Source organism: Actinoplanes sp. G11-F43, from assembly GCF_050589265.1.
Classification (GTDB): domain Bacteria; phylum Actinomycetota; class Actinomycetes; order Mycobacteriales; family Micromonosporaceae; genus Actinoplanes.
On record NZ_JBNZCE010000018.1, the window covers coordinates 163,394 to 187,268 of the forward strand.

Below are 23,875 nucleotides of genomic sequence, written 5' to 3' on the forward strand. Positions count from 1 at the left end.
GGCCGGCCCGGATACATCAACCTGGGCCGGGCCCGTGACCTGCCGGAAGACCGCCGGGCGGCAGGTCTCAGGTGGTGGCCAAGGCCTGTGTCGGGGTCAGGCGGGCCGCTCGGACGCAGGGGTACACGCCTGCCAGCACGCCGATGACGATCGCGCCGGCCACCCCGGCGCCGGCCGACTCCACCGGCAGGACCAGGGGCCAGTTCTGCCAGGCCGCGTAACCCACGGTGGCGGCCAGGCCCAGCAGGGTTCCGGCCACTCCGCCGCAGACCGCGAGGACCACCGATTCGGTGAGGAACTGGCCTCGGATCTGGCCACGGGTGGCGCCCAGTGCCCGCCGCAGGCCGATCTCGGAGCGGCGTTCCAGCACCGACACGACCATGGTGTTGGCGACCCCGATGCCGCCGACGATCAGGGCGACTCCGGCCAGGGCCAGGAACAGCACCGAGAAGCTGTTCTCGGTGGCTCGTTTGGCGGCCAGCGCGTCGGACGGCCGGGTCACCACCACCTGGCCGGGGCGTTCCGGGGAGATGGTCGGGGCGAGCACGTCACGGACCGCCTCCAGCTGGGCTTCCTCGGCGCGTACGTAAATGACTGTGGGATGTCCGTCGAAGTCCAGCTCGGTGCGTGCCGCGTCCCAGCCGACCAGGACCGACCTGTCGATGTCGGGGTGCAGGGTGACCGGGTCGAGGATGCCGACGACGGTGAAGCGGCTCTCGCCGATCATCACGAGTGGGGACTGCCGGCCGGTGGGCAGGGTGGTGAGGCCGAGGCGTTCGGCGGCGACCGCGCCGAGAACGACGGTCGGGAAGGTGGCGGTGGCCGGGTTGAGCCAGCTGCCGGAGCGTACCGTCGCGTTGATCACCCCGGGCAGGTCGAGCCGGGCGGCGAGCACGGTCAGCCCACCTCCGTCGTTGCGGTCGACGCGGTCGTTACGGCGTACGACAGTGTGGGTGTTGGCAACCGCCGACGCGCCGGTGACCGGGCCGATCCGGGTGACCATGCCGACCGCCTGTTCGGGGAGTACGGCCGGCGGGCTCTGATGGGGCAACGCGGTGACCTGCAGCGTGTTGGTGCCGAGGGCGGACAGCCGGTCGAGCAGGGCGGCCTGGCTGGACGCCGGGATGCCGGTGACCACGATCATGGTGGCGATGCCGATGGCGATGCCCAGCCCGGAGAGCAGGGCCCGGCCGGGTCGGGTGCGCAGCCCGATCAGGCCGAGGGCGAGCAGGTCGACGGGGTTCACCGGGTCACCATCCGGCCGTCGCGGATCTCCACCCGGCGCGGCAGGGAGGCGGCGATGTCCCGGTCGTGGGTGATCAGGGCGATGGTGGTGCCGTCGGCGTTGAGGGCGTGCAGCAGGGCCAGCACGGTCTGCCCGGTGGCGGTGTCGAGGGCGCCGGTGGGTTCGTCGGCGAGCACCAGGGACGGCTTGTTGACCAGGGCGCGGGCGATGGCGACCCGCTGTCGTTCGCCGCCGGACAGTTCGTGTGGACGGTGGCCGGCGCGGTGACCGAGGCCGACCCGGTCGAGGGCGGCCCGGGCGCGGTCGCGGCGGTGCCTGCGGGGTACCCCGGCGTAGAGCAGGCCGGTGGCCACGTTCTCGGCGGCGGACAGGCCGTCGGAGAGGTGGAACTGCTGGAAGACGAAGCCGATCTCGCGGGCCCGCAGCGCGGACAGTCTGCGGTCGCTGAGGGTGGCGATGTCCTGGCCGGCGACGCGTACCGTGCCGGAGGTGGGGCGGTCCAGGGTGCCGATGATGTTGAGCAGGGTGGATTTGCCGGAGCCGGACGGGCCGACGATGGCGACCATCTCCCCGGCCATGACGTCCAGGTCGACGCCGGCCAGGGCGGTGACTCCACCCGGGTAGACCATGCTCGCGTTCCGCACCGACAGGACGGGTTCGGGGGCGGTCATCCGGGCACCACCACGGCCGTGCCCTCGTCGAGTCCGTCGCCGGTGATCTCGACCCAGCCGGAGGCGAACATGCCGGTCTCCACGGCGACCAGCGCGCCGCCGGGCAGTTGCAGGGCGTAGCCGCCCTCGGCGAGTGCGACGAGTGCTTCCACCGGCACGGCGAGGACGTCCTCGTGGATCTCGCCGGAGAACTCCACCCGCACGTCCGCCGAGTCGATCTCGGCGATCCTCTTGGGCTGGTCGACCACCACCGTGATGTTCAGCTTGGGCGAGTCGGCTCCCTCCGGTGGCGCGACGGTACGCCCCACCGACAGCACCTTGCCCGGCACCCGGCGCTCGTCCGGCAGCACCACTGTCACCTTCTGGCCGCGCTCGATCGACGACGCCTGCGACAACTCGGCCGGTACGGTCACCACCTTGCGGGTCGACGTCACCGACATCAGCTCGCCGTCCGCGGGGACGCCGGGCTGCACGGTGACCGCCTCCACGCGTACGGCGCCGGCGAGAACCTCGACGTCGCCGACCTGGATCGCACCGCTCTCCGGAAGCCCGGTGTCCTTCTGCCATCGTTTGACGGCGTCGATCAGGGCCGGTGTCAGTTCGGCCTCCTCGCCCGCGACCGGCCCGGTCGGATAGCCGAGGGCCCGCAGGTTGTCCACCACGATCCGCACGTCGCGGCCGGTCAGGCCCTTGCCGGTGATCGGCCGGTAGAGTGGCATCGAGCCGTAGAACAGCGGCACCGGCAGGTCGTTCGCCCGGTAGAGCTGCCTCCCCCGCTTGATCTTCGTGCCGGGTGCGGGCAGCCAGGTGACGGTGGCCTCCCGATGGCCGGCGAACGGCCGCGCGGTGCCGAACCCGATGCTGCCGTCCAGGCTCTTCGTGGTGGCCAGATCCCGGCGCTCGATCGCCGTCGTCGCGGCGGCCGGTGCTGCCGGCGGAGGCGCGGGGTCGGCCCGGTGCCGGGTCACCGCGACCGCCGCGCCCGACCCGGCCAGCACCACGGCGAGACCCGCGACCAGCCCCCACATCTTGCGTTGCGTCATGCCGCAGAGCGTGTCGGGAGATCATCAGAAAGCTGTCAGGTCTGCCCGGAGGACACCGGAAACCGTTGCCGCCACTCCTATAGTCGCTGCCATGTGTGCGAAGGTCCTGGTAGCCGAGGACGACCCCCGCCAGGCCGAGGTGGTACGGCGATATCTGCTCGCCGAAGGTCACGACCCGGTCGTGGTGCACGACGGCCGGGCCGCGCTGGAGACGGCCCGGCGGATCAGCCCCGACCTGATCGTCCTGGACGTGATGATGCCCGAACTCGACGGGCTGCACGTGTGCCGCACACTGCGCGCCGAGTCGGACGTGCTGGTGCTGATGCTGACCGCCAAGCGCACCGAGGAGGATCTGCTGCTCGGCCTGGAGCTGGGGGCCGACGACTACCTGGTCAAGCCGTACAGTCCGCGGGAGTTGATGGCCCGGATCCGGACCCTGCTGCGCCGCCGGCCGGTCGTCAAGGACGCCTTGGACGTGCGTGAGGTGGGCGGCGTCTCCGTCGACCAGACCAGTCACCGGGTCACCGTCGACGGCTCACCGATCGAGTGCACCCGCGGCGAGTTCGCCATCCTGGCCGCCATGTCCGGCCAGCCCGAGCGGGTGTTCAGCCGCGCCCAGCTGCTGCACCACACCCGCGGCATCGACCGCAGTTCCACCGAGCGCACCATCGACATGCACGTGATGAACCTGCGCCGCAAGATCGGCTCGGAGCGGCTGGTCACCGTCTACGGCATCGGGTACAAGCTGGTGGCCGGGGCGTGACCGGCGGCCGTGTCCCGGTCCGGCACAGCCTGGTCACCCGGCTGCTGGTCACCTCGGTGCTGATCGCGGTCGCCGCCATCGCCACCACCGCCTGGCTGGCCACCCAGACCGCCACCCGCGCCATCCGCCAGGAGCAGGGCCGGTCACTGACCGACGACAAAGGCGTCTACGACATGCTGATCGGGTACGCCGCCACCCACCCCGACTGGTCCGGCGCCCACGAACTGATCGACGCGCGGGCCGCCGAACTCGGCCGCCGGATCACCCTGATGACCGAGGACCGGCAGGTCATCGTCGAGTCCGGGCCCGGCCCGTCGTTGCAGTCGGCCCGACCGTCGGCCCGGCTCGACCCGCTCGACCTGGACCTCGGGCTGACCGGCGGCACCTCACACATCGACGCCCGCGCGGTCGGGCCGTTCCAGCTGCCCGAGGAGGAACGCGACACCTACCGCAAGTGGGCGTCCGACCAGGTCGAATGCTTGGCGCACTCCGGTGTCGCGGGCCGGGTCGTCGCACTGCCCGGCGGGCGGTTCGGGACGGAAGCCCCCGACGGCGACCCGTTCGGCGCCGTCGAACGGTGTGCCGCGGTGTATGCCGACAGCAGCACGCCGACCGAGGATAAGGCGCTGCGACAGTTGGCCAGGCTGACCGCCCGGTGCCTGGGCCTGGCCGCTGACAAGACCCTCTTCATCCGCACCGACCTGCGGATCTTCCAGCTCCCGGCGGACAAACGGCTCTCCGTCAAGCCGGCTGAGCCGCTGCCCCCGCAGAGCCGCACCGCTTCCTGCCTGGAAAAATCCCGGAAGACCCAATTGCGGCCGTACGTGGCCCCGCCCGCCCTGTTGTTCGTCACCGACCCGGACACCGGGGGCGACTACACCACCTTCACCCTGTCCCGTGACAACATCGTCCAGGTCGGTGTGGTCACCGGCGGGGTGCTGCTCGCCACCATCCTGGTCACCGTGCTGGTCGGGCGGCGCCTGGTCCGGCCGTTGCGGGCGCTCACCGACGCGGCCGGCGGGCACACCCCGGTGCCGGCCGGTGGGCGTGACGAGATCGGGCGGCTGGCGGCGGCGCTCAACGACTCGGCGGCGCGCCGGGACCGGGCCGAGGCGCAGCGCCGGGACATGGTCAGCGATGTGGCCCATGAGCTGCGGACGCCGCTGACCAACATCCGTAGCTGGCTGGAGGCGGCTCAGGACGATCTGGCGCCGACTGATGCGCAGTTGCTGACGCTGCTGCATGAGGAGGCCGTACAGTTGCAGCATATTATTGATGATTTGGGGGATTTGGCCGAGGGGGAGCTGCGGATCTCCTTGGAGGAATCGGACGTTCCGGATCTGCTGGCGCAGGTGGTGGACAGTCAGCAGGGCACCGCACAGACCGCCGGCGTACGCCTCACCCTCGACGTCCCGCCCGGCCTCACCCTCGACGCCGACCCGGTGCGGCTCCGGCAGATCGTCGGCAACCTGGTGTCCAACGCCATCCGCTACACCCCGCCCGGCGGAGCGGTGAGTGTCCGCGCCGACCGGTCCACCATCAGCGTGCGCGACACCGGCGTCGGCATCGCCGCCGACGACCTGCCCCGGATCTTCGACCGGTTCTGGCGCGCCGACCGGTCCCGCAGCCGGGCCACCGGCGGCAGCGGCCTCGGCCTGGCCATCACCCGCCGGCTGGCCGAAGCGCACGGCTGGCGGATCGAGGTCGCCAGCACCCCCGGCCTCGGCACGGTATTCACCGTCCACCTGTCGTGAATTGGGTGTGGAACGCCCCGGAACCACTTTCTACGATCATGGACATGGTGACCCTCCAGGACGTCCGTGACGCCGCCGCCCGACTCGACGGCATCGCCCACCGCACCCCGGTGATCCACTCCCGGACGCTGGACGAGCTGGCCGGGGCACAGGTCTTCCTCAAAGCGGAGAACTTCCAGCGGGCCGGCGCGTTCAAGTTCCGGGGCGCGTACCACGCCGCCTCCCGGCTCACCGCCGACCAGCTGTCCCGGGGCATCGTCGCCTTCTCCTCCGGCAACCACGCCCAGGCGGTCGCCCTGGCCGCCCGCGAACTGGGCAGCAGCGCGATCATCGTGATGCCCACCGACAGCCCAGCCGCCAAGATCGAGGCGGTCCGCGGGTACGGCGCCGACATCGTCACCTACGACCGGTACACCGAAGACCGGCACGCCATCGCCGGTGACCTGGCCGCCACCCGCGGGCTGGCGCTGATCCCGCCGTACGACCACCCCGACGTGATCGCCGGCCAGGGCACCGCCACCCTGGAACTCCTCGACGAGATCGGCGAGATCGACACCCTGGTCGCCCCGATCGGTGGCGGCGGCCTGATCGCCGGCAGCGCCACCGTGGCCAAGGCCCTGCACCCCGGCGTCCGGGTGATCGGCGTCGAACCGGAAGCCGGCGACGACACCAGGCGCTCGCTGGCGGCCGGCGAACCGGTCCGGATCCCGGTGGCCCGCACCATCGCCGACGGCCTGACCGTCCCGGTCCCCGGCGACATCACGTTCCCGCTCAACCAGCGCCTGGTCGACGAGGTGATCCTGGTCAGCGACGACGACCTGCGCGACGCGATGCGCTTCGCCCTGGACCGCCTCAAGATCGTCCTGGAACCGAGCGGCGCCGCCGGGCTGGCCGCCCTCCTGACCCGCCGCCTCCCCACCGATTCCGCCCGGATCGGCGCCATCCTCTCCGGCGGCAACGTCGGCGCCACCCGCCTGGCCGAGCTGATCGGATAGGCTGGGGATCCCTCGTTCGTCTCTCTTCGTCGATGGCTCGCGTGCGCCGCCAAGCACGCCTTCTCATGATCCTTTGGAGTTCTTCCCTCCGCCGGTGACGGCCGCCATCCGGGTGCGGACGCCCCGGGAGATCCGGTCCGCCCGGCGGCCGCGACCGCACCGCTGCTGGGGGCATCTGATCGCGGCACCACTCTGGCCGATGCACGGCGCTAACCTGGGCACCCTGCTGCGCACCTGCGACGCGGTCGGCGCCTGCCTGGCAGTGCCACCGTTCGGCTGGGTGGACCAAGCCATGGCTCGCGGCAACACACTGCGCCAGCCCGCCTGCGTGCACCGGGTCGGCAACCCGGAGCGCTGGCTGGCCGACGAACGCCGCTCCGGCTCGCACATCCTCGGCGTCGAACTGGCCGACGAGGCGGTCCGCCTGGCCGACCTCCCGCCCGCCCGCAAACGCACCGTGATGGTCCTCGGCCACGAGGCCACCGGCATCCCACCACAAGCCCTCGACCTGCTCGACACCGCCGTCGAGATCCCGATGGTCGGCACCGGCTCCAGCCTGAACGTCGCCGTAGCCGCCTCCCTCGTCCTCTACCGCCTGTCCGGCCTACTGTGAAACCAGCCCGGGATCGAGGGCTCGCGACGGCGCTCAGGGCCCGGCGCCCGCCCACAAACCGGCGTATGTGCGACGCCGGACGCCCGCCCACGAAGCGGGAAACGCGGGCACTCGAAGGGATTCCACGGGGGCGGCGAGAGCGGTTCCGGAGCTTACGCGACCGGACAGATGCCGAAATACCGGCTGACAGGTGGATCCGCACGCCTCCGGGGGATCACTTGTTCTTCGCGGCTACCTGGCGCTCGCAGTCCGGGATGAGTTCCATGCCGAGGCGGATGGACTGGGCGTCGTTGTCGTCGCCGCCCAGGGCGATGCTCAGGCCGTCGCTGTCGACCGCCACGTACTCGACGCCCTTGATCTTCAGGCACTTGACCACGGCCACGGCGAAGTCTCGGGCCTCCGGGTTGGCCGGGTCCTTCTCCCAGGCCGGCAGCGGGAAGTACTGAGGTTCGCAGATCCTGTTGGCGGCCTCGTACTTCTTCGTCTCCTCCTCGGTCGCCGGTTTCACCGAGATGCCGCCGCCGGGCCGGCCCTTGGTGATCGCGCCCTGTTCGCGCATGCACTTGTAGTACGGGGCGAGCATCTGCTCCCACTCCTCCGGGGTGGTGTCCAGACGTTCGCGGGGGCGCTGGGACGCCTTGGACGCGGCCGCCGACGGGGCCGCGCTCTGCAGGGTGGCGACTTCGGCCGCCTCGCCGGCCGGCTGCTCCTCCGCCCCGCACGCCGACAGACCGGCCAGCACGATCGCCGCCACCAGAAGCACCTGACTCCGCATTTCTCCCTCTCCACAACGACGAGCCGTCCGGCACAGGGCGATCCCCGTGCCGGACGGCCAGCCTGACGAGCGGACGTCAGGTAGTTGTCAGGTTCAGTTGGTGACCGTCGCGGAGAACGTGATCGAGCCGATCTTCACGTCGGCCGGGTCCACGTACACCTGGTGGGTTCCGCTCGCGGTGAGGGTGAATTTGCCGGTGACGTTGCCGCTCCAGCGTTTCTGGGTGCTGCCGTCCGGGCGCTTGATCGTCCAGGTCACCCCGCAGCAGCCGAACGCGGTGGAGGCACGGCTGGCCTTGAGCGTCACCTTCTGGCCGGAGGTGCCGCTGAACGTCAGGTAGCCGTTCTGGCCGGGGGTGGAGATGGTCGCGGTGACCGGGGTGCCGTCGGTGGGCAGTGTGCCCAGCGCGATGTCGGCCGGGACCACCCAGCCGGTCAGGGTGATGGAGCCGGTCCGGGTGTCCGCCGGGTCGATGCGGACCTGGTAGGTCCCGGTCGCCGGCAGGGTGACCGGATTGAGGTACGCGTTACCGGACGCGCTGCCCAGCCGGGTCCCGGAGGCGGTGTACATCCCCCAGGTGACCTTCTTGCCGAAGGTGGCCGACGTGTTGGTGGCCTGCAGGGCGACCTTCTGCCCGGCGGTGCCGGTGAACGTCAGATAGCCGTTCTGGCCGGGGGTGTTGACGGTGGCCGTGGTCGGCGTGCCGGTCAGGGGCAGGGCGCCCAGGTCGGCGTCGGTCTGCAGGACGTATCCGGCGACTGTCACCGAGCCGGTCTTGGTGTCGGCCGGGTCGAACCGCAGCTGGTAGTTGCCGGTGGTCGGCAGGGTCAGCTTGTCCAGGTACGCGTTGCCGGAGGAGCCGCCGATCCGGGTCCCGGTCGGGGTGTACAGACCCCATTTGAGGCCGCAGCAGCCGAACGCGGTGGACGCGTTGGTGGTCTGGATGGCCACCTTCTGACCGGTGGTGCCGGCGATCGTCAGGTAGGCGTTCTGTCCGGGCGTACTGAAATTGACGGTTTTGGTGGTTCCGTCCAGGGCGAGGGTGCCGAGGTCGGCGTCGGCGCCGATCAGTGACGCGGTCACGTTGATCGAGCCGGTCCGGGCGTCCAGCGGGTCGAACCGCAGCTGGTAGGTACCGATCGAGGGCAGCAGCACCGAGTCGAGGTAGGCGTTGCCGGTGGAGGACCCGAGCCGGGTGCCGTCCGCCCGGTAGATGCCCCAGCGCATCCCGCAGCAGCCGTAGGTGGCCGACGCCCCGGTGGCCTTCACCGAGATCTTCTGGTTGATCGCGGTGGTGGTGAAACTCAGGTAGCCGTTCTGGCCCGGGCTGGTGATGTCGACGGCCTTGGTGGTGCCGTCCAGCGGGAGGGTGCCCAGGTTGGCGTCCGCCGGGATCTTGACGACGGTGACGTCGACCAGGCCGGCCGAGGTCGACATGTTGTTGACCACCAGCGTCTGGGTGCCGGTGACCAGGGCGACGGTGGTCGTCTCCAGCCAGCCGGTGTTGACCCGGCGGCAGTCGGCGGTGCCCAGGTTGACCAGGCGGGCGTCCCACAGGCCGACCTCGAACGAGCAGCCGCCGGGGGTGGCGCCCGCGGTCTGCACCGCGAACCGTTCGCCGGCGGTGGCGTCGAACAGCTGGATGGCCTTCTTACCGGCCGGGATGCTCAGCGACGCCTTGGTCCCGACGGTGGTGCGGGCGGTCGACGACATCTCGGCCACCGTGCTGAACGGCGGCGCGATGAAGATGTCGGTGGCGCTGGTCCCGGTGCCGCCCGGGGTGGTCAGCACGATCTTGCCGCCGGACGTGTCGGGCGGCACCTTGATCGTCAACGTGGTCAGCGTCTTGCCGGTGACCGTGGCGTTGACCCCGTTCACCTTGACCGTGTTGTTGGCCTGGACCAGATCGATGTTGGTCGCGGTCAGCGTGACCGTGTCGTCGGCGGCCGCGCTGGCCGGGGTGAACGAGGTGATGACCGGTGGCGGTGCCGCGAGCGCCGGTGTGGCCAGCAGCGGGACCGTGGTGGCGCCCAGGACGAGGGCGGCCGATGCTGTGAACAGACGTGACGAAACCTGCATGATGCCTCCCGAATTGCCGGTGTGCCCTTTCACGGGACACCATTACGGGCGGTGATGCGGCACCATGCGGAAATCAGTGTGATGGCAACCACGCTGCAACCTCACGGGACTCCGGATCCCACCTGAGCAGGCAGGATCCGGCCCTCGTGGGTCAGCTGGCGGCGACTGCGGCCTCCTGGACCGGCAATGCTGCTACGTACCGCTGCATGAAGGCGTTGAAGCCCTCGACGTCGGCCGGCTCCGGCTCGGCGGTGGACAGCTCGGCCCCGGCGAACACCGCGGTGGTCAGGAAGTCGTCCAGGCTCTGCCCCGGCTGGCGCCCGGACACGAACGCGGCCAGCACGGCGATACCCCAGGCGCCACCCTCGGACGCGAAGTCACCGACCGTGACCGGGGTGTCGATCGCGGCGGCCAGCAGCTTCTGCGCCACCCCCTCGGTCTTGAACAGGCCACCGTGCGCGAACATCCGGTCCAGCTGGACCGACTCGGCCTTCTGCAGCACGTCCATGCCGATCCGCAGGGTGGCCAGGGCGGCGTACAGCTGGGTGCGCATGAATGTCGCCAGGGTCAGGTCACTGCCCGGGGTGCGCAGGAACAGCGGCCGCCCCTCGTGCAGTCTCGTGATCGGCTCGCCGGCCAGGTTGTTGAACGCCATCAGCCCGCCGCCGTCCGGGGCACCGGCCAGCGCCGACCGGAACAGCGTCTCGAACACCTTGCCACTGTCGGCCTGGGCGCCCAGTGCGGTGGCGAACTCGGCGAACAGGCCGGCCCACGCGTTCAGCTCGCTGGCGCCGTTGTTGCAGTGCACCATCGCCACCAGGTCACCGGCGGGGGTGGTGACCAGGTCCACCTCCGGGTGCACCCGGCTGAGCGGGCCGTCCAGCACGATCATCGCGAAGATGCTGGTGCCGGCGCTGATGTTGCCGGTGCGGCGGGCCACCGAGTTGGTCGCCACCATGCCGGTGCCGGCGTCACCCTCCGGCGGGGCCAGCACGGCGCCGGGCCGCAGCGTGCCGGTCGGGTCGAGCAGGCGGGCGCCGGCCTCGGTCAGCGTGCCGGCCGCCTCACCCGCGGGCAGCACCGCCGGCAGCAGGTCGGCCAGCTTCACCGGCACCCGGCCGGCGGCCAGCTCGTCGAACTGGGCCAGCATCCGGGCGTCGTAGCCACCGGTCGCCACGTCGATCGGGAACACGCCACTCGCGTCGCCGACCCCGAGCACCTGACGGCCGGACAGCTTCCAGTGCACATACCCGGCGAGGGTGGTCAGGTGCGCGAGCCGGGCGACGTGCTCCTCACCGTCGAGGACCGCCTGGTAGAGGTGGGCGATCGACCACCGGTGCGGGATGTTGTGCCCGAACAGCTCGCTGAGCTGCTCGGACGCGTCACCGGTGTTGGTGTTGCGCCAGGTCCGGAACGGGGTCAGCAGCTCGCCGTCACCGTCGAAGGCCAGGTAGCCGTGCATCATCGCGGACACGCCCAGCGCGCCGGTGGTGCGCAGCTCGGTGCCGAACTTCGCCTTGACGTCGGCGGCCAGCGCGGCGACACAGCCCTGCAGGCCCTCCCAGACCGCTTCCAGGGAGTACGTCCAGGTCCGGTCGACGAACTGGTTCTCCCAATCGTGACTGCCGACCGCGATCGCCGCATGATCCGGGCCGGTCAGCACCGCCTTGATCCGGGTCGACCCCAGCTCGATCCCGAGCGCGGTGTTCCCCTGGTCGATCGCTTCGCGCAAGTCATCCGTGTGGCTCATGAACATGTTTCTACACCCGGCGGTGTCAGAAGTGTGTCTTGGGGATGACGGCGTGCACCCCCACCGTCCGGTCCACCACCTGGGAGACGTGGAAGTCGGCCGCGGCGGAGAGGTAGGCGTACGCGATCGCCCGGTTCATGCCCAGATCGTGCTCCAGGAAGTCGAGTGCGTTGACCACCGCCCGGCGCATCGCCACGTCCAGATCGGTGCCCTGCCCGCCGCCGAGCGAGCCGTCCGGGTCGGAGAGGCCGATCGGCACCCAGGCGTCCGGTGTCTCGGCGAACGGGTAGCGGAACGCCACCGACGGCGCGCCCTTCTTCTTGATCACGGTGAGCCGGTAGGTGGCCCGCAGCGAGCCCTCCATCGCGGTCAGGGCCACCTCGCCGTTCCCCATGGCCATGTGCGGGTCGCCGGCGTAGAAGAGCGCGCCCTCGGCGAAGACCGGCAGATAGAAGGTCGATCCGGTGGTCAGCAGGTTGATGTCGATGTTGCCGCCGCCGAGGGTGGGTGGAATCGAGTTGAGCGACGGGTCGGTCAACGCCGGCGCGTCCGCGAAGGCGACGCCCATCATGCCCATGAACGGGTTCAGCGGGAACGTCACCTGCTTCCGGCCGCGCGGCAGCACGCCGGTCAGGGCGCCGCCGCGGCCGGTGCGGACCGGCGTGAACACCGAGACGTTGCCGTAGCGGCGCGGGTCGCCGGTGGGCCGCCCGTCGGTCGCCACCGGCGGCATGATCTCCGGCTCCGCGATGCCCGCCGGGACCGCGCCGCCGGCCAGGCGCGGCAGGGCGCCCTTGCCGTGCCGACTGGAGATCACGCCGTACGGCACCCGGGGCAACGCCTCGATCATGTCGACTTTCAGCACGTCTCCGGGTTCGGCCCCGTCGACATGGATCGGCCCGGTCACGACATGCGGACCATCGACATCGAAATCGCGGGTGGTACGGGCGTAGGTGCGCGCGATGTCGACGGCGTCGGTCAGCACGTCACCACGTTTGACCCCGCGCGCGCCGAACCAGGCGATCGGGTCGCGCCCCTGGTCCTCGAGGATGCCCTCGTGCGAGACGGTGTCCACGGTGACCGTCTCCCCCGACCGCATCCGCAGTACCGGCGTGCTCCCGGTCGACGGCACGTACCCCCACCGGACCTGATCCGGCCGTGACCGCAGATAGTGCCGTCCACGGATCGGCCCTTTACCGGGCTGGAGGATCCCGGCCGGCTTGGACCTGGCCGCCGCCGGCGCACCGACCGCACCGGCGGCCGCCCCGCCTACTCCGACAGCGGCCACCGCTTGCAGGAAGGTGCGCCGTCCGAGCGCCGCCAGCAGCGCATCCCTGACCCGGTTCATGCGATCCTCCTCGAGAACGTCGATGATCAACGTTCCTATGGGGACGCCGTGTCACAACGATGACGAACCCGTTACGTCCTGTCGGCCGGACCCGGTTCGCCCTCCGCGGGCTCCGGCATGCCCACGATGGCCATCAGGTCCCCGGCGGGCATGCCGAGCGCCGCCGCCAGATCCGCGGCCCGGCGCGGGTCCCGCGGCACCATGTGGCCGGCCCGCAGTTTGCGCACCGTCGTCATGGCCAGCCCGCACCGCCGCGCCAGCTCGGCCGGCGAGATCCCCCGCCGGTCCATCAGCGCACTGAGGATCGACCCGAACGGGTGCGGGTCCCCATGCCTGATCGGCGGCCCGATCAGCGCCTCCCCGGCGCGCACCTCGAACCGGTCGATCCGCTGCCCGGCCACCCGCAGGAACACCGAGACCGGCAGGGTCTCCGCCACGTCCCGCCCGGCCGTCCCCTCGACGGTCACCTCGTGCAGCCAGTCGTTGATCTGCCGGGGCCGGACCTCGTGAATCCCGACGATCCGCCAGGCCCGGTCCCACCACGGCCACCGCCCGATCCGGTCGTGCAGCAGCGCGGTCAGGATCGCGTGATCCGCGGTCTCCCGGCCCAGCAGCGCGTCCGACTGGGCCGGAGTCAGCTCATCGTCCACTCCCGACATGCTAGAGACCGGGTCCCCCGTTCGTGTGCCGATTTGCGGCTCGAATCGAGCCGCAGATCGGCACGCGGTTCGGCCTCGACCACTGACGCTCTCCAGCCGGTGGGTGGGCCGAAGAAGCCGGCCGGGTCGCCGGGGCCGGATCAGGCGGTGGAGCGGCGGCCCTCCTCACGGGCGCGTTCCAGCAGCGCGGCGAGCCGTCGACGACGGAGACGCCAGGCCAGGATCAACAGCGCCACTGCCAATACCACGACCAACTGCGGCCACGGTATGACCCAGGTGGTCGTGGTCACGGTGAACGGGTCCCTGGGTGTCGTCTCGCCCACCACCGTCGGTATGAGGGTCACGGTTGTCGTCATCCGGCCCAGGGCCCACACGCCGCCGGCTCGGGTCTGGACCTCGCGGGTGCCGCCGGGGAGCAGTTCCCCCAGGGGTGTGGTGGTGCCGTGGACGCGGGAGGTCACGTCCAGGCGGGCGTTGCCGTCGTTGGTGACCCGGTAGGCGATGTTCAGGGTGCCGGGGCGCCACGGGTGCCAGCTCCGGGCGTACGACAATCGGATCTCGTCGGTGGTCAGAGATGGTCGCAGGGTGCCGGAGGCCCGCAGCAGCACCCGGAAACCGACCCGGCTCTCCACCTGGACGGTGCCCTGCTTGCCGGCGATCGACGCGGCGATGCCGGCCGGGTGGTCGCCGGGGATCGCGTCCGGGGGGACGGTGATGGTGAACGGGACCACCGACGTCCTGCCGGGTTCGACGTGCACCTCGGACGGGACGTCGATCCAGGTGCCGCCGTCGGTCGACGGTCGATCCGACGGCAACATGTTGAATCGGCCCTTGGCGGTCAGGTAGCCGTCGGCGGCTTTCAGCGTGAACACCGCCGTGGCGTCGCCGAGGTTGCGGACCGCGAGATGTTCGGTGACCCGCTGACCGGGGTCGAGGGTGCGCTCGATCCAGCGGCGCCCGTCCGGCCCGGCCTGGCCGGCCGGCTGCACGGTCCAGGTGACAGCGGCCGGAGCGGCCTGAGCGGGCACGGCCGCCGCCGGGGCTGCGGGGAACAGAAGGGGCAGGGCAGCGAGTACGGCGGCGGCACGGCGCATCGGAAACCGGTTCCTTTTACTCGAAGAGGGACAGGGTCAGGGTGGACTTGTAGGAACCGGCGGCCACGTCCACCGGCGCCCGCAGGGTCAGGCCCGCGTCGACCGTGTACGCGCCGCCGGTCACCTCCGCCGAGTCGTAGGTGGACACCAGCAGCTCCTGGTCGACCAGACCGACGTTGTTGCCGGGCTGGGTGGGCTCGTCCAGAACCGTCACCACCTCCTCGCCCTCGGCCACCAGCCCGGTGTCGCCACCGTTGATCAGCCGGGGTTTCCAGCCGAGGTGTTCGGCGCCGATCGGGGCCTGCCCGGCCGTACCGGTGAAGTCGCTGGAACTGCCGAGCACCGCCCATGCCGCGCCGGCCGGGATCTCCTCCAGCGTCCGGGTGTCGGTGACGGTGACCGTCGGCAGCGTGCCGGTGAACTGCCGGATCAGCGGGTCGGAGCCGTCCTCCCGCAGCGTCACCGCGTTGCCGGCGACGGTGAGCGCGAGGATGCCGGGCTCCTCGATCTCGGCGATGTCCACGGTGACCTCGACCCGGGCGTCGTCGGGGTCGGCGAGGGCCGGCACCGGGACCGCGACGATCAACAGGGACCCGGCGACGGCCACGCCCAGTCGTGTTCGGTTGTTCATCTGTGCTCCTGTCAGCAGTTGATGGAGGGGTAGTCAGCATTGACGACGGTGGCGCCGACCGCGGCGGACGCCGACCCGGCGGGCACCGACGCCGACCGGGCGGCGAAGGACTGGTAGGCACCGGCACCCGGGGCGACGTTCGAAACCGTCCGATTGCCGTACGCCGAAACCAGCGCGATGTCCACAGCGGCCGCACCACCGTTGCGCGCCGTGACCGCCACATAGGCCTTCCCGCCGACACAGCGCGACTGGGCGGAGACGGTCAAGGGCACGGAAGCCTGCTCGGCGGCGATCACCCGCCACTCGGTCACGGCCACCGCCGAGTAGGTGGTGCCGTTGCCGTCCGCACTGATCACCGCCCGCAGCCGGGAGGTGACCACCGGGTCGAAGGTGACCGTGTTGAACGCGGTGGTGCTGGTGCCGTACCCGGAGGCGCCGGTGACGTCCTGCCACGCCGTGCCGTCCCAGGACTGGAGTTTCCACGCGCCGGGTTCGGCCACTCCGTCGCCGGTGCCCTGGTTGCTGTCCCGCCAGAACTTGATCTCGGCGCCGGTGAGCCGGATCGGCCGGGACCAGTCGTACTGGATCCACTGACTGGCCGGCCGGGTGCCCGACCAGGTGCCCCAGATCTGCGCCTGCCCGGGTGACGCCGGATCGGTGTCGTCGTTGAGCGCGCCGACGCTGTTCCAGCCGGCCGTGTACGACGCGGTGGGCACCCCGATCGGCCCGACGTTGCCGGTCAGCGGGGCGGACAGGTCGGCCGGGATGATCGCGCTGCCGACGGTGGAGGTGTTCCCGGCCTTGTCGACGGACCGGTACGACACGGTGTGCCTGCCCGCGTCGGGCGCCCCGACCGGCCCGGTGTAGCCGGTCCAGGCCCCGCCGCCGATGGTGTATTCGATCCGGTCCAGCCCCGAGGTGGCGTCCGCCCCGATGACGCTGACCTGCCGGTCGGCGACGGTAGCGGCCGAGGTGGGCGCGGTGGCGTCGATGTCCACGGCGATCTCGGAGATGTCGGAGACGTTCCCCGCCCGGTCGGTGGCCGTGACCGTGACCGCATGCCGCCCGTCCCCGGACACCGGCACATCAACGGACCGCACCGATTCAGCAGTCGACGCCACCCCGTCGACAGCCGACCGGATGCTCACCCGTCCACCCCGGTCGTCGACAGCCGACGCCCGCACGGTGACCGCCGACCGGAACCACCCGTTGGCACCCGCACTGCCGCTGGGCGTGAGGGTCAACGTCGGCGCGGTGGTGTCCCCCTCGGTGTCCCCCGGAGAGATCACGGTGACGGTGGCGTCGACACGCCCCGCCGCATACCCGAGGACACTGCCTCCGACGGTGAACGTTCCCGGCTCGGCCACGTCCGAGGCGCTGACGTCATCCCAGTGGACCGGGATCCGAAGTGTCGATCCGCCGAAGACGACGGGCACCGTGCCGGGCAGCAGGGTCTCCCCCACCTCCACGATGAACTGCGGCGACGCCACCGACGAGGGCTGTTCCGCGAGCACCTTCCACTCCTCGACGGCCACCGCCGAATAGGTGGTTCCGTTGGTGGAGGCGTCGAACAGCGCCCGCACCTGCGTGGTCGTGACCGCGTCGAAGGTGGTGTTCTGGAAGCCCTGGGTACCGGTCGGATAGCCGCTCGGGCCAGGCACGTCCTTCCACTGCCCGTCCCAGTACTGGATCTTCCAGCGGGCCGGGGCGGCCACCCCGACCCCGGTGCCCTGCGGCTGGTCGTTCCAGAACTCGATCTGCGACCCGTTGATCCGCATGGGCTGATCCCAGGTGTACTGGATCCACTGTTGCGGCGGGTTGCTGCCGGTCCACGTCCCCCACATGTCCGGGGGCAGCGGGTTGGCCCGCACGATCTCGTCGTTGAGCGCCTTCACCCAGTACTGGGTGGGGACCGGCTGGTTGGAGACGGTCACCGTGGCGGCCTGGGCGATGTTGGCGCGCGGTGTCCGGTCGGCGGCGCGTGCGGGTGTCGGAACGACCGGCTTGATCAGCGAGCCGTCCCACTCCAGCTTGTCGATCGCCACCGACCTGCGGAAATGCCCGCCTCCGACGGCGTCGGCGGTGTGGTAGACGAGGTACCACTGCCCGTCGAACTCGACGATCCCCGGGTGGCTGGTGGTGGACGAGACCGGCGGCAGGATCGTCCCCCGGTACGTCCACGGCCCGGTCGGCGACGTGGCGGTGGCGTAGGCGATGCAGGCGTGGTAGTTCGCCGGGGTGCAGGCCGAGGTGGGCCCGGCGTTGTTCCCCGCGTACGCCAGATAGTAGGTGTTCTCTCGTTTGAACAGCCAGGACGCCTCGAAGAATCCGGTCAGCCCGGACACCGTCTGCTGGGTGCCGACCGGCGTCTTCATGTCGGCCTGGAACTCCAGCATCCGCAGCTGTCCGAAAGTGCCCCAGTAGACGAACACCCGCTCGCCGTCGACCAGGATCGTCGGGTCGATGTTCTCGATGGTGTTGGCGGTGGGGGTGCGCTGTGAGATCAGCGGCCCGCCGACGTGGTCGGTCCACGGCCCGGTCGGGGTGTCCGATACCGCCACCCCGATGGCGAACCGGTTGGCCGCCGTCGAGTCGCGTTCGCTGACCGGGACGTACCAGTAGTAGCGCCCGTCCGGTCCTTTCACGACCTGCCCGGCGTACGCGCGCCCGGGTGTGGCCCAGGTGAAGACGTTCTCCGGCCGCATCAGCGACGGGAAGTGGGTCCATTCGCCGGCCGCGACGTCACCGGTCCGGAACGCGCCCCATTCGTTCATGATGAAGTCGTTGACGGCCGGCCCGGCCTGGTCATGTCCGGTATAGATGTACAGCTGTCCGTCGTCCACCAGCGGCGCCGGGTCGGCGGAGTAGTAGGTGCCGTCACCGAGGATCGGGTTGACGGTGTTGATGAATGTGTACGAGTCGGCCGCCCGGGCCGGCGCGGCGGGTGCTGTGATCAGCATCCCCGCCGCGACCAGCCCCGCGACCGCCGCTGTCAGCGGTCTCACGGGTTCTCCTCGACTATCCGCAGCTCAGCGCCGGGTAGGGCGCGCTCAGCTCGACATCACCGGTGCGCACGGTGGCGCTGCCGGCCGGCAGGACCGCCAGGCGGCTGTTGAACGCCTGGTAGGCCGACTTCCCGGGGGCGACGTTCAGGACCGTCCGGGTGCCGTACGGCGTGATCAGCTCGATGTTCTTCGGTTCGTCGCCGACGTTGTGAGCCGTCACCGCGACGTACACCTTGCCGCCGGTGCACTGGGTCTTGGCCTGCACCTCGACGTCGGCGTCCGGAGGAGTCGACGGCACGTCGTACACCTCCCATTCCTGCACGCCGGGCGCCCCCTTGCCCTCCTCGGTGCCGCTGCTGGTGAGCAGGGCACGCAGCCGGGTGGTGGTGACGGCGGTGAAGGTGACGGTGTTCCACTCGGTCGCCGAGGTGCCGTAGGCCGACGCCCCGGACACGTCCCGGAATTCGGCGCCGTCCCAGTACTGGAGTTTCCACGCGCCCGGCGGGGCCACCCCGGCACCGGAGTCGTCCAGGTCGGAGGTGAACCAGATGCGGCTGCGGTCGACGGTCACCGGCGACGCCCAGTCCAGCTGGATCCACTGTTCACCGACCTGCGGCCAGGTGTTCCACACGTCGGTGTTGGGCCCGTTCGGCCCGGTGGGAACGACCCCGTCGGCGATGTTGTCGACGGTCAGCCAGGACGGGGTGTACGACGCCGACGCCCCGCCGGTGCGGGCCACGTTGACCGGCGCCTGCCCGGCCGCGACGTCCAGGGAGCCGGCCGCCGAGGTGTTCCCGGCCCGGTCCACCGACCGGTATCCGACGGTGGTGGCCGCCGATCCGATCGGCACCGCCCCGGTGGCGGTGGTCCAGTCCTGGGTGACGACGCCGCCGACGGTGAGCCGGTACTGCACGGCGGCGATCCCGGAGAGCGCGTCGGTCCCGCTGATGGTGACGGCGCGGGCCGCCGTGTCGAGGGTCGCGGTGGCCGCCGGGCTGGTCCGGTCGATGTTGACGGTCAGTTCGGTGACCGCCGAGACGTTGCCGGCCGTGTCGGTGGCCCGGCTGCGGATCCGGGTTGATCCCTCGTCGTCAACGTTGACCGGCCCGGTGTAGGCCCGCCAGGCCCCGTCCCCGACGGCGACCTCGATCTCCGGGTCGTCGTCGCGGTTGTCGACGACCGTCGCGGTGACCGTGACGGTGGACGCCCTGGTCCAGGTGTCGGCCGGATCCGCGGTGAGGGACGCGACCGGCGGCACGGTGTCCTGCGAGCCGCCGGAGCCGACGGTCACGGTCGCGGTGGCCGTCTTGTCGGTGCCGTCGACCCGCCCGGTCACCTCGAAGGTCCCGGCCGCCGCATAGGCCGACGGGTCGATCGCCGCCCAGCTGACCGGCACCCCGCTCTGCCGCGACCCGTCGTTGTAGCCGACGGTCACGCCGGCGGGCAGCCGGGGCGCGACCCCGGCCGCGGTGCTCACCGACACCGGGTCGATCGTGTTGATCTGCACGGGATCGGTGCCGCGCACCCAGACATGTGCACGCGCGGTGACGGTGGTTCCAGCGACGAATCCGGAGACGGTGAAGTCACCGATCGACGCCACCCGGTCCGGGTCGATCGCGCCCCAGGTCACCGCGACCGGCAGCCGGGTGCCGTCGGCGTAGGTGACCTCGACCGTGGCCGGCAGGCTGGGCACCACCCCCACCTGGGTCCGGACGTCGACGCCCTGGATGGAGGAGGCCGGCGCGGCGAACACCCGCCACTCGGACACCCCGACCGCGGACCAGGCGGTGCCGGCCGCGTTGGGCAGCGCGTTGAACGTGGCCCGCAGCCGGGTGGTGGTGACCGGGTCGAAGGTGACCTGGTTGGTGCGCCCGCGGACGGCCGGGTCGAACCCGGTGCCGCCGGTCACGTCGTGCCAGGCCGCGCCGTCCCACCACTGCACCTTCCAGGACTTCGGCACCGCGACACCGCTGCCGCCGGTGGTGCTGTCGGTCCAGAAGTCGATGGAGGCCCGGTCGACCCGGACCGCGGACGGGAAGTCGTACTGCAGCCAGCGGGTGGACGGCTCGTTGCCGGTCCAGGTGCCCCACAGGTCGGTCTGCACGCCACCGGCGAACAGCGGCGGTTTCCCGTCGTTGACCGCGGCGACGCTGTTCCAGCCGGTGGTGAAGCTGGCCGACGGGGTGGCCGTGGACGCGACGTTGATCTCGCCCTCGGTCAGCGCGGTCGCCTCGACGATCACGTCCTTGTGCACCGGGCCGACGGTCAGCCGCAGTGTGTACCGGCCGGCCAGGGTGAACCGGGCGATGGTGTTCGCCCAGTTCTCCGGGTCGAAGGAGACCGCCCCACCGGCCGGCGCGTCCACCACCGACCAGCGGGCGGTGGGTGCGGTCGCCGACCGGCCGTCGTCCTGGGCGAGGCCGAGCAGGCGCACCGAGCCGGCCTCCCGGTAGGTGGAGTCCACCCAGGCGTCGGCCAGCGGCGGCGCGTCGGCCTGTTCCGGGGCGGCGACCCCACTGTCGTACGCCTGGATCTCCTTGATCCCGGTCTTGGCCCCGCCCGCGTGCTGCGTGGTGATCCGCAGCTTCTGCGCGGTGACGGCCGGGAACCGGACCTGGTTCAGGTTCCCTCGCGGGTACGCCGGGAACCGGCTCTGCCCCGGGACGGCCGTCCAGCCGTCACCGTCGTCGTACTCGACCAGGAACTGCGCGGGCGGTGCGTAGCCCTGCACGGTGGCGCTCGTCGACGTCTTGTAGAAGTGCACCCGGACGTCGTCGATCCGCCGGGAGCCCTCCAGATCGACCACGATCGAGTCGGCGGTGTTCGGCGACCCGGCCGTACCCCAGAAGGGCTCGTTGATCGTGGTGCCGTTGACCGCACCCGCCGGAGCACGTCCGGAGGCGGAGTGGGTGGCGGTGACCGGACGGCCCTCGGCGACGTTGACCGGGCTGTCGACGCCTGCCTTGGCCAGCACGTCGGTGATCCGGGCGTCGGCGGCGAAGGTGACCTGCTGCGGGGCCTTCACCGCTGCGGCGGCGCTGAACAGAACGTTCGTTCCAGGGGCCTCGACCTGGCCGGTCGCCGGGTCGTACACCACCTTGGCCAGCGACGACACGGTGAACGCACGCTCGCCGTCCAGGTAGACCGAATACCCCTCGGGCACGTCACCGTAGTGCCGCTCCCCACCGGGGGCGTCCCAGACCACCGTCAGGTCCTTGTCCCGATATTTGATGTTGTTCGCGGTGAAGTGGTCCCAGTCGACGTTGATCGGGTCCAGTTCGATCTTCGCGTCGTCGCGCGGGCGCAGGCCCATCGCGTCCTCGATGACGGTGAAGTTGGTGGCGCCCAGGATGGTGTGGTGGATCCACGACCGGTAGCCGATGCTCTGGTTCGCCGCCGACCCGTCGGCCCAGAACTCGTTCTGGTCCGGGTACCGGTTGTCGCCGTTGTTCTGGTAGTGCGCCCAGGCGTTCCAGTACAGCAGCTTCTTGTACCACTCGGCGTCGATGTAATCGGTCGGGTAGTTCCGCAGCACCGAGGCGAGCATCCGGAACGTCACCGTCGAGTTGATGATCGAGAAGTTGTTGCTGCCCGCGTCGCCCTGGGCCGCCGCGGCCGCCTTGTCGGCCTGGTTCGCGGTGGTGAACGGGAAGATCGGGTACTGCGCGTCGTCGGCGAACAGCCGCAGCGCCTCCCGGTGCTCGGCGGTGTTCGGCATCAGCCCGACCGAGAACGGGTAGTAGTTGTTGATCTCCTTCCACGGCACCAGGTCACCGGACGCGACGTGCCGGTGTTTGAGCAGGTTGCCGCGCAGCCCCATCTGGTCCGGGGTGTCCCGGGCCGGTTCCCACAGGTACTCCAGCACGGCGGCCTTGACCCGCTCGGCGAACGCCTCCATCTCGGCGGCCTTCGTGGGGTCACCGGCGGTCCGGTAGGCGGCCGCGGCAGCCTTCGCGTTGGAGTAGAGGTAGGCGTTCTCGGTGCGGTCCATGTTCTGGTTCTTGCGCCAGTCGAACGACACCGCGTCGGCGTCGTTGCCGGTCATCGCACCCCAGCTGTACTCGATCAGCCCGTTGCCGTCGAAGTCGTAGGCGTCCAGCAGGCCCTTGACGTCGTACTCGGCGTACTCGGCGAGGTTGCGGGCCACCCCGGTAGGACCACCGTGCAGCTGGTACGAGCGCCAGGCCGCCTCGGAGATGTACTGGGTGTAGCTGTTCGACCAGTTCGCCGGGTCACCGGGATTGTCCACGAACTTGTAGCTCTTGGACGTCTCCCCGGCCGCGATCCACGGACCGTACGAGTAGATCGGGTCCCGGAAGTACTTCAAGTCGTCGACGAACATGCCGGTCGTCAGCACGATCGCGTTGTTGTACCCCAGTACCCCCTCCATCGAGGTGGGGAACTGGTAGTCGTTGCCGGGCAGGTCGGCGTCGAGGAAGTTGTAGCGCATCAGCCACCACCGGTAGAACAACGTCTTGTCGATGTTGTCCTCAGGGGTGTCCAGGTAGGGCACGTTCTGCGCCCACCACCTGTTGTAGGCGGTGACGTGCTCGGTGAACGCCGCCGCCGGCGCCTGCCCGCGGATCCTCGTGTAGTCGGCAGCGGACGCCGGGATCTCCCGGGCCACGAACCCGAGCTGGACCTTGGTGCGCGCCGTGCCGCTCGCCGGAACGCTCACGGTCTGCCGCAGCCGGCCGTCGGCCGCCGCGAACCCGTCGCCGGAGAAGCGCGGGAACAGGTCGGTGAGCTTGTTGAAGGCCCGCACGGCCCCGGTCAATTCCGGATCAGACCCGATCGCGGTACGCGCGAACGGTGACGTGGCAGTGAGCACGACCTCCTTGGCCGACCCGTTCGTGCTGGTCAGCTCCAGGTTCGTGACCGCCACGTTGGCGTCGGTGATGTACTTGGTCTGGACCACCCGCAGCCCGGCCGCGGTGTTGGTGAAGACGCCGCGCCAGTAGCTCGGCGTCTGCCGGCGTTGCGCCGCGTCCTCGGTGAGGGTGATGTCGGCGCCACCCACCGAGGCGGTGATGGTGTAGGCGCCCTGCCCGCCCTCGATCGACTCGATGTAGGCGACCTCGCCACCGAACCCGAGCGTGCCCGGCTGGTGGGTCTTCATGAACAGGGCCCGGCCCCGGCTGAACAGGTACTGGTTGGCGTCGCCGTTGGAGCCGCCCGGCTGGTTGCCGGTGCGGGCCAGCATCCGGTCGATCCAGAAGTCGTCACCGGGAGCACTGCCGGCGCCGGCGGCCACGTCGGCGTCGAAGATCGCCTGCAGTTGATTGCCGGGGGTGTATCCGGTGCGGTCGTCGGGCACCGGGTTCGCGTCACCCTTGAAGACGGGGAAGGGCGTGTTCGCGTTCGGGGCGGCCTGCGCGGCCACCGGGGACAGGACGGTGAGTAGGAGCAGAGCGGCGGTAGCCCCGTAGAGGGAGCGGGGTATCGGCAT

Annotated in this window: 16 protein-coding genes; 4 read left to right on the plus strand and 12 right to left on the minus strand. The window is 70.9% G+C overall.

What is annotated here, in order from left to right; genetic code table 11:
* Nucleotides 1-67: 67 nt before the first annotated feature.
* The 3 genes from ACQ0O7_RS22680 to ACQ0O7_RS22690 are packed head-to-tail and all read right to left on the minus strand — an operon-like array spanning nt 68 to nt 2,960.
* Nucleotides 68-1,246 carry an ABC transporter permease gene (locus ACQ0O7_RS22680; RefSeq protein ID WP_430784166.1) on the minus strand — a complete coding sequence of 393 codons (1,179 nt, stop codon included), beginning with the start codon at nt 1,244-1,246 and terminating at the stop codon, nt 68-70.
* Complete coding sequence (locus tag ACQ0O7_RS22685) at nt 1,243-1,917, minus strand: ABC transporter ATP-binding protein (protein WP_430784167.1); 675 nt, start codon at nt 1,915-1,917, stop codon at nt 1,243-1,245. Before ACQ0O7_RS22685 ends, ACQ0O7_RS22680 begins: the two co-directional genes overlap by 4 nt.
* Nucleotides 1,914-2,960: an HlyD family efflux transporter periplasmic adaptor subunit gene (locus ACQ0O7_RS22690; protein ID WP_430784168.1), complete on the minus strand. Its 1,047-nt coding sequence runs from the start codon at nt 2,958-2,960 to the stop codon at nt 1,914-1,916. Before ACQ0O7_RS22690 ends, ACQ0O7_RS22685 begins: the two co-directional genes overlap by 4 nt.
* 91 nt (nt 2,961-3,051) lie before the next feature.
* Between ACQ0O7_RS22690 and ACQ0O7_RS22695 the strand changes: the two genes are divergently transcribed.
* From ACQ0O7_RS22695 to ACQ0O7_RS22710, 4 genes are all read left to right on the plus strand, one after another.
* On the plus strand, nt 3,052-3,723 hold the full coding sequence (locus ACQ0O7_RS22695; RefSeq protein ID WP_430784169.1) for a response regulator transcription factor: 672 nt from the start codon (nt 3,052-3,054) through the stop codon (nt 3,721-3,723).
* Entirely contained in the window at nt 3,720-5,477 is a 1,758-nt protein-coding gene (locus tag ACQ0O7_RS22700) for a sensor histidine kinase (protein ID WP_430784170.1), read from the plus strand. Before ACQ0O7_RS22695 ends, ACQ0O7_RS22700 begins: the two co-directional genes overlap by 4 nt.
* Nucleotides 5,478-5,521: 44 nt before the next feature.
* Nucleotides 5,522-6,472 carry a pyridoxal-phosphate dependent enzyme gene (locus tag ACQ0O7_RS22705; RefSeq protein WP_430784171.1) on the plus strand — a complete coding sequence of 317 codons (951 nt, stop codon included), beginning with the start codon at nt 5,522-5,524 and terminating at the stop codon, nt 6,470-6,472.
* Between the two features lie 94 nt (nt 6,473-6,566).
* The gene (locus ACQ0O7_RS22710) at nt 6,567-7,085 is read left to right on the plus strand and encodes a TrmH family RNA methyltransferase (RefSeq protein ID WP_430784172.1); all 519 of its coding nucleotides are present in this window, start codon (nt 6,567-6,569) and stop codon (nt 7,083-7,085) included.
* Nucleotides 7,086-7,299: 214 nt separating this feature from the next.
* On the opposite strand, the gene ACQ0O7_RS22715 is transcribed toward ACQ0O7_RS22710, so the two are convergent.
* The 9 genes from ACQ0O7_RS22715 to ACQ0O7_RS22755 all read right to left on the minus strand — a co-directional run bounded on the left by ACQ0O7_RS22715 (nt 7,300) and on the right by ACQ0O7_RS22755 (nt 23,875).
* Nucleotides 7,300-7,860 carry a hypothetical protein gene (locus ACQ0O7_RS22715; protein WP_430784173.1) on the minus strand — a complete coding sequence of 187 codons (561 nt, stop codon included), beginning with the start codon at nt 7,858-7,860 and terminating at the stop codon, nt 7,300-7,302.
* 93 nt (nt 7,861-7,953) lie between these two features.
* Nucleotides 7,954-9,939 carry an IPT/TIG domain-containing protein gene (locus tag ACQ0O7_RS22720; protein WP_430784174.1) on the minus strand — a complete coding sequence of 662 codons (1,986 nt, stop codon included), beginning with the start codon at nt 9,937-9,939 and terminating at the stop codon, nt 7,954-7,956.
* Between the two features lie 151 nt (nt 9,940-10,090).
* A complete protein-coding gene (locus tag ACQ0O7_RS22725) occupies nt 10,091-11,689 on the minus strand; it encodes a xylulokinase (RefSeq protein ID WP_430784175.1) in 1,599 nt (532 codons plus the stop codon).
* A 25-nt stretch (nt 11,690-11,714) separates the two neighbouring features.
* Nucleotides 11,715-13,037, minus strand: coding sequence for an acetamidase/formamidase family protein (locus ACQ0O7_RS22730; RefSeq protein ID WP_430784176.1), 1,323 nt, complete (start codon nt 13,035-13,037; stop codon nt 11,715-11,717).
* Between the two features lie 71 nt (nt 13,038-13,108).
* On the minus strand, nt 13,109-13,687 hold the full coding sequence (locus ACQ0O7_RS22735) for a helix-turn-helix domain-containing protein (protein WP_430784177.1): 579 nt from the start codon (nt 13,685-13,687) through the stop codon (nt 13,109-13,111).
* Nucleotides 13,688-13,836: 149 nt separating this feature from the next.
* Nucleotides 13,837-14,790 carry a hypothetical protein gene (locus ACQ0O7_RS22740; RefSeq protein ID WP_430784178.1) on the minus strand — a complete coding sequence of 318 codons (954 nt, stop codon included), beginning with the start codon at nt 14,788-14,790 and terminating at the stop codon, nt 13,837-13,839.
* 16 nt (nt 14,791-14,806) lie between these two features.
* A complete protein-coding gene (locus ACQ0O7_RS22745; protein WP_430784180.1) occupies nt 14,807-15,421 on the minus strand; it encodes a hypothetical protein in 615 nt (204 codons plus the stop codon).
* An 11-nt stretch (nt 15,422-15,432) separates the two neighbouring features.
* Nucleotides 15,433-18,426: a family 43 glycosylhydrolase gene (locus tag ACQ0O7_RS22750; protein WP_430784181.1), complete on the minus strand. Its 2,994-nt coding sequence runs from the start codon at nt 18,424-18,426 to the stop codon at nt 15,433-15,435.
* A 13-nt stretch (nt 18,427-18,439) separates the two neighbouring features.
* Nucleotides 18,440-23,875, minus strand: coding sequence for an Ig-like domain-containing protein (locus ACQ0O7_RS22755; RefSeq protein WP_430784182.1), 5,436 nt, complete (start codon nt 23,873-23,875; stop codon nt 18,440-18,442).